The organism is Streptomyces sp. NPDC005722, assembly GCF_040630935.1.
Classification (GTDB): Bacteria; Actinomycetota; Actinomycetes; order Streptomycetales; family Streptomycetaceae; genus Actinacidiphila.
On sequence record NZ_JBEXYN010000032.1, the window covers coordinates 20,593 to 29,464 of the forward strand.

Here is an 8,872-nt window from a genome sequence, read left to right on the forward strand (position 1 = left end):
GGCGGCCGGGCAACGGCGGGGTCAACGGGCGGCGTTCGCGGCCGCCTGCTCGATGAGGCGGGCGACCGCCTCGGGCCGGGAGACGGAGACCGCGTGGGAGGCGTCGACCTCCACGGTGTGGGCTCCGGCGCGCTCGGACATGAACCGCTGCGCGGCCGGCGGGATGTTGCGGTCCGCGGTGGCGACGAGGCTCCAGGAGGGGATCGTCCGCCACGCGGCGGCCGTGGCCGGCTCCTCCAGGGCCGCGGCGGCGACCGGGCGCTGGGTGGCGGCCATCAGGTCGGTCACGGCGTGCGGCACGTCGGCGGCGAACTGGTCGTGGAACACCTCGGCCCTGATGGAGAGGTCCGTGCCGGTGCCGCCGTCGGCCAGGGGGAAGGACCGCGCGTCGAGGGCCGGGCCGAGGGTGCTCCCGGGGTACTTGTTCGACAGCTCCAGGGCGCTCTCGCCCTTCTCGGGGATGAAGGCGGCGATGTACACCAGGGCCTTGACGTCGGCGTTCCCGGCGGCCGCCGCGCTGATCACGGCGCCGCCGTACGAGTGCCCCGCGAGGACGACGGGGCCTTCCACGCCCTTCACCACGCTCGCGACGTACGCGGCGTCAGTGGCGAGGCTCCGCAGCGGGTTGGCGGCCGCGACGACCGGATACCCGGCTTCCCGCAGGTGCGCGACGACACCGTTCCAGCTGGAGGAGTCCGCGAAGGCGCCGTGCACCAGGACGACCGTGGGCTTGTGGGGGGCGGGGCGGGTGGCGGTCGTGTCGTTGGCGGTCGTGTCGTTCATGGCGGTCGTTCTCCTCGGGCGTGGTGGGTCGTGTCCTTCGCCGGTGCGCCGTTGTGGGCGCTGCCGACACCGAGAAACCTAGCGCGACAGTGCCTCGCGTGCAAGTTAATTGTGGGCAACCAAAACTGGTCGGCCTGCATCCGGTACGGACGACGTGAGCCGCCGAGCGGTGAAGCGGTGAGCGGTGGGGCGGTCGGCCCCCGGCCGAATGCGTCAAGTGCCCTGTTTTCATGCCGACTTGGCGGTGGCCGGATGTGGTGGTGCCGCCCCTCTGCCCGGCACGTCGGGCGCTACCGTCGCTGTCACAGAACCGGTGCGGGGCCGGTCAGTTGACGTGGAGCCGGGAGCGCTGCGGGCGTTCGGCCCGCGTGACTCCGTCCCGCGCTCCTTGACCGACGACAGAGAGAACCGGATGCGCTTCACCGTTGCGAGCATCACGCTCGCGAGCACCGCAGTGATCACCACCCTTGCCGCCTCGCCGGCCGTCGCCGCGACCCCGTCGCCGGCCGCCCCGGACATCGCCGGTGTCCTGGCCGTCCAGAAGCAGGCGATGGCGAACGGCGCCCCGGGCGCGCTGACCCGTATCGACTCGGGAGCCGTCAGCTACCGCATCGCCTCCGGGCAGGCGGACACCGTCGCCCGTACCGCGATGGACGCGGACCGGCGGTTCCGGGTCGGCAGCGTCAGCAAGAGCTTCACCACGGTGGTGCTGATGCAACTGGTCGCCGAGGGCCGCATCGACCTCGACGCCCCGGCGAACGCCTACCTGGCCCGGCCGCTGCCCGACGACCGCATCACCGTGCGGCACCTGCTCAGCCACCGCAGCGGCCTGTGGGACTACACCAACGACATGTTCTACTACACCGTCCCGGGCTTCGAATCGGTACGGAACAAGGTCTTCACCTACCAGGAGCTCATCGACCTCTCCACGGCCCACCAGCCGACCAACGAGCCCGGAGCGGCCTACAGCTACTCCAACACCAACTTCGTGGTGCTCGGCGCGCTGATCGAGGACGTCACCGGTGTCCCGATGGCGACCCACTACCAGCAGCGGATCTTCACTCCCCTCAAGCTGAGGAACACCTCCTACGTCCACCCGGACACCGCCATCTCCGGCTCCCACGCCCACGGCTACCTGCGCCCGGACGACACCACGCTGCCGCTGGTGGACTCCACCGAGCAGACCGTCTCCTGGGCCCAGTCCGCCGGCGCGGTGATCTCCAACGCCGCCGACCTCAACCGGTTCTTCTCCGCCCTGGTCTCCGGCAGGCTCGTGCCCGCGGCGCAGCTGCAGCAGATGATGACCATGGTCCCGGTCAACGCCGACGGCACCCAGTCCTACGGGCTCGGCCTGCGCGCCAGGAAGCTGTCCTGCGGCGTGACCGTCTACGGCCACACCGGCACCGTGCAGGGCTTCTACACGTACGCGTTCACCACGGCCGACGGCAAGCGCAGCATGACGTCCATGGCCAACACCTCCAACAACGGCACCGTCAACACCGTCCTCGGCGGCACCCTCGAAGCCGCGTTCTGCGGCACCACCGCCGCCAAGGCCGCCACGCTCAAGTCCACCGAGGGCGAGACCTTCACCGAGGACATCGCCCCGCAGGTCGTCCGCCACAACCGGTAGTCACCGCACTCCGGTTCCCCGGACCGCCGCCGCGCACCGGCACACCCCCCGGCCGGTGCGCGGCGGCGCCGCGACCGGGACGTAGGGGCCCGGCCCGTGGACGTCCCACCAGGGGTGTTTCGCCGCCCGTAGGGGTGCCGATTAGGGGTACTCCCCACTTCTGCCGCTCTGCTAGACATGGCGCTGTGAAGGAAACGTGTTCATGCCCACGGGGGCATCGGGCACGCGATCCCATCCCGACGTTGAGTGGAAAGTCTCATTCAGGTGGCAGAAAACTTGGTCTCCAGCCGCTGGATCCGTCGCTACCACCCGTCGGAGGGGGCCCGGGTACGCCTGGTCTGCCTGCCGCACGCCGGTGGCTCGGCCTCGTTCTACTTCCCCATGTCGCAGGCGCTCGCCCCCGGCCTGGACGTCCTGTCGGTGCAGTACCCCGGGCGGCAGGACCGCAGGGACGAACCCGGCATCACCGACATGGCCGTCTACGCCGACGCGCTCACCAGGGAACTCCTGCCGTGGACCGACCGCCCGCTGGCCTTCTTCGGGCACAGCATGGGCGCCGTCCTGGCCTTCGAGGTGACACGGCGGCTGGAGCGCGACCACGGGGTGAGCCCGCTGCGGATCTTCGCCTCCGGGCGCCGCGCACCGTCGAGCCACCGGCACGAGACCGTCCACCTGCGCGACGACGACGGCGTCGTCGCGGAGATGCGTGAACTCAGCGGAACCGACGCGCGGATCCTCGGGGACGAGGAGATCCTCCGCATGGTGCTGCCCGCCATCCGCAGCGACTACACCGCCGTGGAGAACTACCGCGCGGCACCCGAGGACGGCGTGCGCGCGCCCATCACGGTGCTGACCGGTGAAACGGACCCGAGGACCAGCCGTGAAGAGGCCGAGGCCTGGGCGCGGCACACGACCGGCGAGTTCGAAATTCACTGTTTCGCCGGGGGTCACTTCTTCTTGGCGAACCATCAGGAACACATCATGAAGCTCGTCTCCGAGGGACTGACCTCGGCTACCCGGACCCTCTGACCAGGCACTTCGGGCACAACGGGGGCGGAACCCGCCGGACATCGACGTCACGGCGGACAACCGCATGGGGCAGGGCCGGCACAACGGCCCGGCAGTCTGCACGAGCCCCGCGGTGCACAGGTGACAAGACGGCACGGCCCCGGCCCACCGGCACGGCCCGCTGTCGTCACGTCCTCCGTAGACGTGTGGTACCAGGAGGGGAAACTCCGTGTCGGCAAGGCTGTTCGAGCGCGAGAAGCAGCTGGGCACCCTGAACGAACTCCTCGGCAGCGCGATGCGCGGCCGGGGGCGGGTCGCAGTGATCAATGGGGCCGTCGCGAGCGGGAAGACCAGCCTCCTGGAGCAATTCACCGACGAGGCCGTCTCCGCCGGCGCGCTCGTCCTCGAAGCCTCGGGATCCCGCTCCGAGCGCTACCTGCCCTTCGGCATCCTGCGCAGGATCCTCGACAGCGCCGGACAGCTGTCGCCCGAGGTCCACGCATACGCCACCGAACTGCTGGACACGGCCGCCGAGGAGACGGCGCAGACCGCCGACGGCACCGAGGCCGGCATGCGCGTCATGCCGCACCTGTCGACCGCCCTGCTGCGGCTCGCCGGGAACCGGACCGTCGTCATCGCCGTCGACGACGTCCACCACGGCGACGAGCTCTCCCTGCACTTCCTGCTCTGCCTGGCCCGCCGCGTACGCCAGGCCCGCGTGCTGATCGTGCTCACCGAGGCCGTACGGCTGCGACCGGCGCAACTCGCCTTCCACGCCGAGCTGCAGCGCCAGCCCAACTGCACCGGCATCCGGCTGCGGCTGCTCACCCCCGAGGGCACCGCCGGCGTCCTCGGCGACCAGCTGCCCGAGGCGGCGGTACGCCGGCTCTCGGCCGGCATCCACCAGACCACCGGCGGCAACCCGCTGCTGCTGGAAGCACTGCTGGAGGACGGCCCCACGGCCGGCCCCGGCGACACCTTCCGGCAGGCCGTCCTCGACTGCCTGCACCGCGGCGACCCCGAGATGCTGACCGTCGCGCGCGGCGTCGCCGTCCTCGGCGACGGCTGCTCCGCCGTACAGCTCGGCCACATCGTCGACCTGCACGTCAAGCCCACCGAGCAGGCACTGCAGGACCTCGAGCGCTGCGGCGTGCTCCACCAGGGCGCCTTCCGCAGCCCCGCCGCCCGCGAAGCCGTCCTGGACGCGGCACCGCCCGCCGCGCTGTCCGCGCTCCACCTGCGGGCCGCCAAGCTGCTCCACCACGAGGGCGCCGCCTGCCTCGACGTGGCCCGCCACCTCGTGGCCGCCCGCCGGCACGTCGAGGAGTGGGCGATCCCCGTCCTCCAGGAGGCCGCCGAGTACGCCCTCATCGACGACCAGGACCAACTCGCCCTGCACTGCTGGGAACTGGCCGTCGCCTCGTGCCCCGAGGGCCCGCGGCGCGCCGCTCTCAAGTCCCGGCTGGTGAGCCTGGTGTGGCGCAGCAGCCCCGCCGCCGCCGAGAGCCACCTGCGGCAGCTCTGCCGCGAACTGGCCGCGGGCCGGCTCTCCGACCCCGACGTGATCCAGGCCGTGTCGGCGCTGGTGTGGATGGGACAGATCGAGGGCACGGGCGACGCACTGCGGCACCAACTGGCCGCAGCGGAACCGGCGTACGGCCCGGCCACCCTCGCCACCGCCCGGACCTGGCTGACGACGATCAGCCCGCCGCTCGCCGCCCTCCTCCCGGACGCCGCCCCGTCCGCCGGCCCGCCGCCCGGCGCCGCGGACGCTCCCGTCGCGGCCGGACCGGCCACGGCCGGCTACGACGCGGCGGACTGCGCCTACGTCCAGGCCGCCGGGACCGTCCTGACGGCCCTGCGCGAACGACGGGCCGACGCCGCCATCGCCGAGGCCACCGAGGTCCTGCAGCGCTACCACCTGGGCGACCGCACCGTACAGCCCCTCGTCGTCGCCCTGCTGACCCTGGTCTACGCGGGCCGCCTCGACCTCGCGCTCGCGTGGTGCGAACGGCTCCTCGGCGAGTGCTCCGCGCGCAACGCCCCCACCTGGCACGCCGCCCTCGGCGTCGTCCGCGCCGAGATCGCCCTGCGCCGGGGCGACCTGCCCGGCGCGGCGGCCCAGGCCCGCCAGGCGCTCTCCCGGATCTGCACCCAGAGCTGGGGCGTCGGCATCGCCCTGCCGCTGTCCATCCTGATCGAGGCCGAGGTCCAGATGGGCAACCACGAGGAGGCGATGAACCTGCTCGAACAGCCCGTCCCCGAGGCCATGTTCTCCACCTTCCTCGGGCTCCACTACCTCAGGGCGCGGGGCCGCTGCCACCTGGCGACCGGCCGCTACCACGGCGCGCTGCGCGACTTCCTCACGTGCGGCGAACTGATGGAGGCCTGGGACATGGACGCCGTGGAACTCGTCCCCTGGCGCCTGGACGCCGCCGAGGCCTGGCTGGCCCTCGGCAACACCGGACGCGCCCGCGAGTACGCGGAACAGCAGAGCCGGCGCGACACCGGAATCGAGGGCAGCCGCTCCCGCGGCGCGCTGTTGCTCATGCTCGCCCGCACCGGAGGCGACCTCAAGTACCGGCTGGGGCGCCTCACCGAGGCCGTCGAGCTGCTGGAAGGCGGCGAGGACCGCCTGCAGTTCGCCGTGGCACTGGGCGAACTGGGTCGCGGGTACCGCGCGCTGGGCGACTTCAACCGCGCCCGGATCCTCGTCCGCAAGGCCTGGCACGTCGCCAAGTCCTGCGGTGCCGAGCCGCTGTGCCGGCAGTTCATGCCCGGCGGCCAGCCCGGCGCCGAGCCCGCCGAGGGCGCCGGCCGCGAGGCCGAACTCCCCAAGGAGGCCGAGGTCCTGTCGGAGGCCGAGGCGCGCGTGGCGCTGCTGGCCGCACGCGGGCACACCAACCGGGAGATCGCGACCAAGCTCTACGTCACCGTGTCGACGGTCGAGCAGCACCTGACCCGCATCTACCGCAAACTGCACGTGAAGCGGCGCCGGGACCTGCCGGCCCGGCTGTCCGACCTGAGCCTGACCGGCGTCGCCTGAGCCGGCGGCCGGTCGTGGAGGAGGCGGCAGTGGAACGCACGCACGACGTCGGGCTCCGGCCCCCGCGCCACCGCGTCGACCGGCGCGCGCCGGCCTGGTGGACGCTGCAGGCGGCGGTGTTCGCGCTGCCGCTGCCCCTGGTGTTCGGCCTGCTGTACCTGTTCATCCCGCCCGCGCGGTTCGTCTTCGGCTGGCTGTTCCTGGCCTTCCTGGTGCCCGGCGTCGCCTACACGGCCGTCATGCCCGCCTGGCGCTACCGGGTCCACCGCTGGGAGGTCACCGACGAGGCCGTCTACGCCGCTTCCGGCTGGCTGTGGCAGACCTGGCGCGTCGTGCCGCTCTCCCGTGTCCAGACCGTCGAGACCCTGCGCGGCCCCCTCCAGCAGCTCTTCGGACTGTCCGGGGTGACCGTCACCACCGCCTCCTCCTCCGGCGCCGTGCGGATCAAGGGCATCGACCAGCGGACCGCCCGGGACCTCGTCGAACACCTCACGACGGCCACCCAGGCCACACCGGGAGACGCCACATGAGCGGGGGCCGGGCGGGCGCGGCCGGGGCCGAGGACACCGGCTGGCGCCGGCTCAGCCCCCGTCTGCTGCTGGTCAACCTCGGCATGCTCACCGGTCCGCTCGCGCTGTTCGCCCTGACGCTGCTCCTGACCGGTCCCGATCTGCAGGCGCTGATCTCCCTCGGCTCCCTGCTGACCACCTTCCTGGTGATCACCTGGATCGGCACGATGCGGCTGCTCACCACCCGCTTCCGGATCGCGCACGGCCGCGTCGAACTCCGCTCCGGGCTGCTCTTCCGCAGCGACCGCTCGCTCCCCGCCGACCGGATCCGCAGCGTCGACGTCCACGCCAAGCCGCTGCACCGTCTGTTCGGCCTCGTCTCCCTGCGCATCGGCACCGGCGGACAGGGTTCGCCCGCCGCCCGCGAACTGCGGCTGGGAGGCATCACCCGCGGCCACGCGGACGAGATCCGCCGGCTCCTGCTCGACCGGGAGGGCCGGGCCGGCGCCGGAACCCGGACCCCGGGGCCGGACGGGGACGGTCCGGGTCCCGGTCCCGTCGCCGAACTGGACTGGGCCTGGCTCCGCTACGCGCCGTTGAGCCTGTGGGGGCTGGGCGCCGTCCTCATCGGGGTCGGCACGGTCGCGCGGGTCCTGGGCGAGATGGAGATCAACCCCCTGGACCTCGCCGTCGTCGTGGACCTCAGGGACCGCTTCGGCTCCGTCCCCTGGTGGTTCGGCGTCCTCACGACCGTCGTCGCCCTCCTCGTCGTCGGCGCCGCGCTCTCCACCGCCGCCTTCGTGGAGGGCTGGACCGGCTACCGGCTGGAGAGGGAGGGGGACGACGCCTACCGGGTCCGCCGCGGTCTGCTCGTCCACCGGTCCGTCACCATGGAACGCCGCCGCCTGCGCGGCGTCGAACTCGCCGAGCCCATGCCGCTGCGCTGGGCCGGCGCCGCCCGCCTGGACGCGGTCGCGGGCGGCCTCGGCAGCAGCGAGGAGAACCGCAGCCGGCGCTCGCTCACCCCCGCCGTGCCCCGGCGGGAGGCCCTGCGGGTCGCCGCCGACGTCCTCGCGGAAGAGCTGCCCCCGACGGAGACGGCGGACCTGCGGCCGCACCCACCGGTCGCCCTGCGCCGCCGGATCAACCGCGGCCTGCTGGCCCTCGCGCCCCTCGTCGCCGGCCTGCTGGGACTGGGACCGTGGCTCGGACCCGTCCCCGTGCACGCGGCCTGGATCACCGCGCTCGTCGGCGCACCGGTCGTCCTCGCGCTGGCCCACGACGCCTACCGCGCCCTGGGCCACGCCCTGCGCGACCGCTACCTCGTCGTCCGCGCGGGCACCTTCACCCGCCGCACCGCCGCGGTCCACCACGAGGGCGTCATCGGCTGGAAGATCACCCGCACCGCCTTCCAGCGCCGCAAGGGGCTCCTGACCCTCGGCGCCGTCGTCGCCGCGGGCGACGGCTGCTACAAGGTCCGCGACGTCGCGGTCGCCGACGGGCTCGCCCTCGCGGAGGAGGTGACGCCCGGGCTGCTCGGCCCGTTCGTCGAACGAGCGGCACGGATCGCGCCGGCGGAGGGGACGGACCACGGCGCGCGGAACGCACCCGGGGGGCGGAAGGACGCCCGTCCGTAACCGGAAACGCCGCCGGGGACCGTCACTTCGCGGGCCCGATTGCGCGTACCGCCGGAAAGGCCGTCCGGGAATTCTCGCCGTTCTTTCCGTTCTTTCTTGCAATTGCCGCCGAACTCCGCGCATCCTGGTGCAGTCGCACGTCAGACCGCTTGAGTCCGGGATCCCCGACTAGGGGCCCGTAGGGGATTGTTAGGGGTTTCTCCCCCTTCCCGCGCATGCGAGAGTGACCCCTGGTCTTGGGTTCTTGTCCGGGGGTAAT

6 protein-coding genes are annotated in these 8,872 nt (G+C 72.9%); 5 read left to right on the forward strand and 1 reads right to left on the reverse strand.

The window, feature by feature from the left end:
- Nucleotides 1–21 precede the first annotated feature (21 nt).
- On the reverse strand, nucleotides 22–783 hold the full coding sequence (locus tag ABZ479_RS29555; RefSeq protein WP_500464403.1) for an alpha/beta fold hydrolase: 762 nt from the start codon (nucleotides 781–783) through the stop codon (nucleotides 22–24).
- 412 nt (nucleotides 784–1,195) lie between these two features.
- Between ABZ479_RS29555 and ABZ479_RS29560 the strand changes: the two genes are divergently transcribed.
- From ABZ479_RS29560 to ABZ479_RS29580, 5 genes are all read left to right on the forward strand, one after another.
- Nucleotides 1,196–2,413 (forward strand): serine hydrolase domain-containing protein, encoded by a 1,218-nt coding sequence (locus ABZ479_RS29560; protein ID WP_500464404.1) that lies wholly within the window; start codon nucleotides 1,196–1,198, stop codon nucleotides 2,411–2,413.
- A 264-nt stretch (nucleotides 2,414–2,677) separates the two neighbouring features.
- A complete protein-coding gene (locus tag ABZ479_RS29565; RefSeq protein ID WP_500464405.1) occupies nucleotides 2,678–3,442 on the forward strand; it encodes a thioesterase II family protein in 765 nt (254 codons plus the stop codon).
- Nucleotides 3,443–3,650: 208 nt separating this feature from the next.
- Entirely contained in the window at nucleotides 3,651–6,467 is a 2,817-nt protein-coding gene (locus tag ABZ479_RS29570) for a helix-turn-helix transcriptional regulator (RefSeq protein WP_500464406.1), read from the forward strand.
- A 29-nt stretch (nucleotides 6,468–6,496) separates the two neighbouring features.
- Entirely contained in the window at nucleotides 6,497–6,997 is a 501-nt protein-coding gene (locus ABZ479_RS29575) for a PH domain-containing protein (RefSeq protein WP_500464407.1), read from the forward strand.
- Complete coding sequence (locus ABZ479_RS29580) at nucleotides 6,994–8,613, forward strand: PH domain-containing protein (protein WP_500464408.1); 1,620 nt, start codon at nucleotides 6,994–6,996, stop codon at nucleotides 8,611–8,613. Before ABZ479_RS29575 ends, ABZ479_RS29580 begins: the two co-directional genes overlap by 4 nt.
- The last annotated feature ends 259 nt before the right edge of the window (nucleotides 8,614–8,872 follow it).

Excerpts from the sequence above, each read along its gene's own strand:
- ABZ479_RS29560 (WP_500464404.1), top strand. The coding sequence starts at position 1,196 with ATGCGCTTCACCGTTGCGAGCATCACGCTCGCGAGCACCGCAGTGATC.
- ABZ479_RS29580 (WP_500464408.1), top strand. The coding sequence starts at position 6,994 with ATGAGCGGGGGCCGGGCGGGCGCGGCCGGGGCCGAGGACACCGGCTGG.
- ABZ479_RS29555 (WP_500464403.1), bottom strand. The coding sequence starts at position 783 with ATGAACGACACGACCGCCAACGACACGACCGCCACCCGCCCCGCCCCC.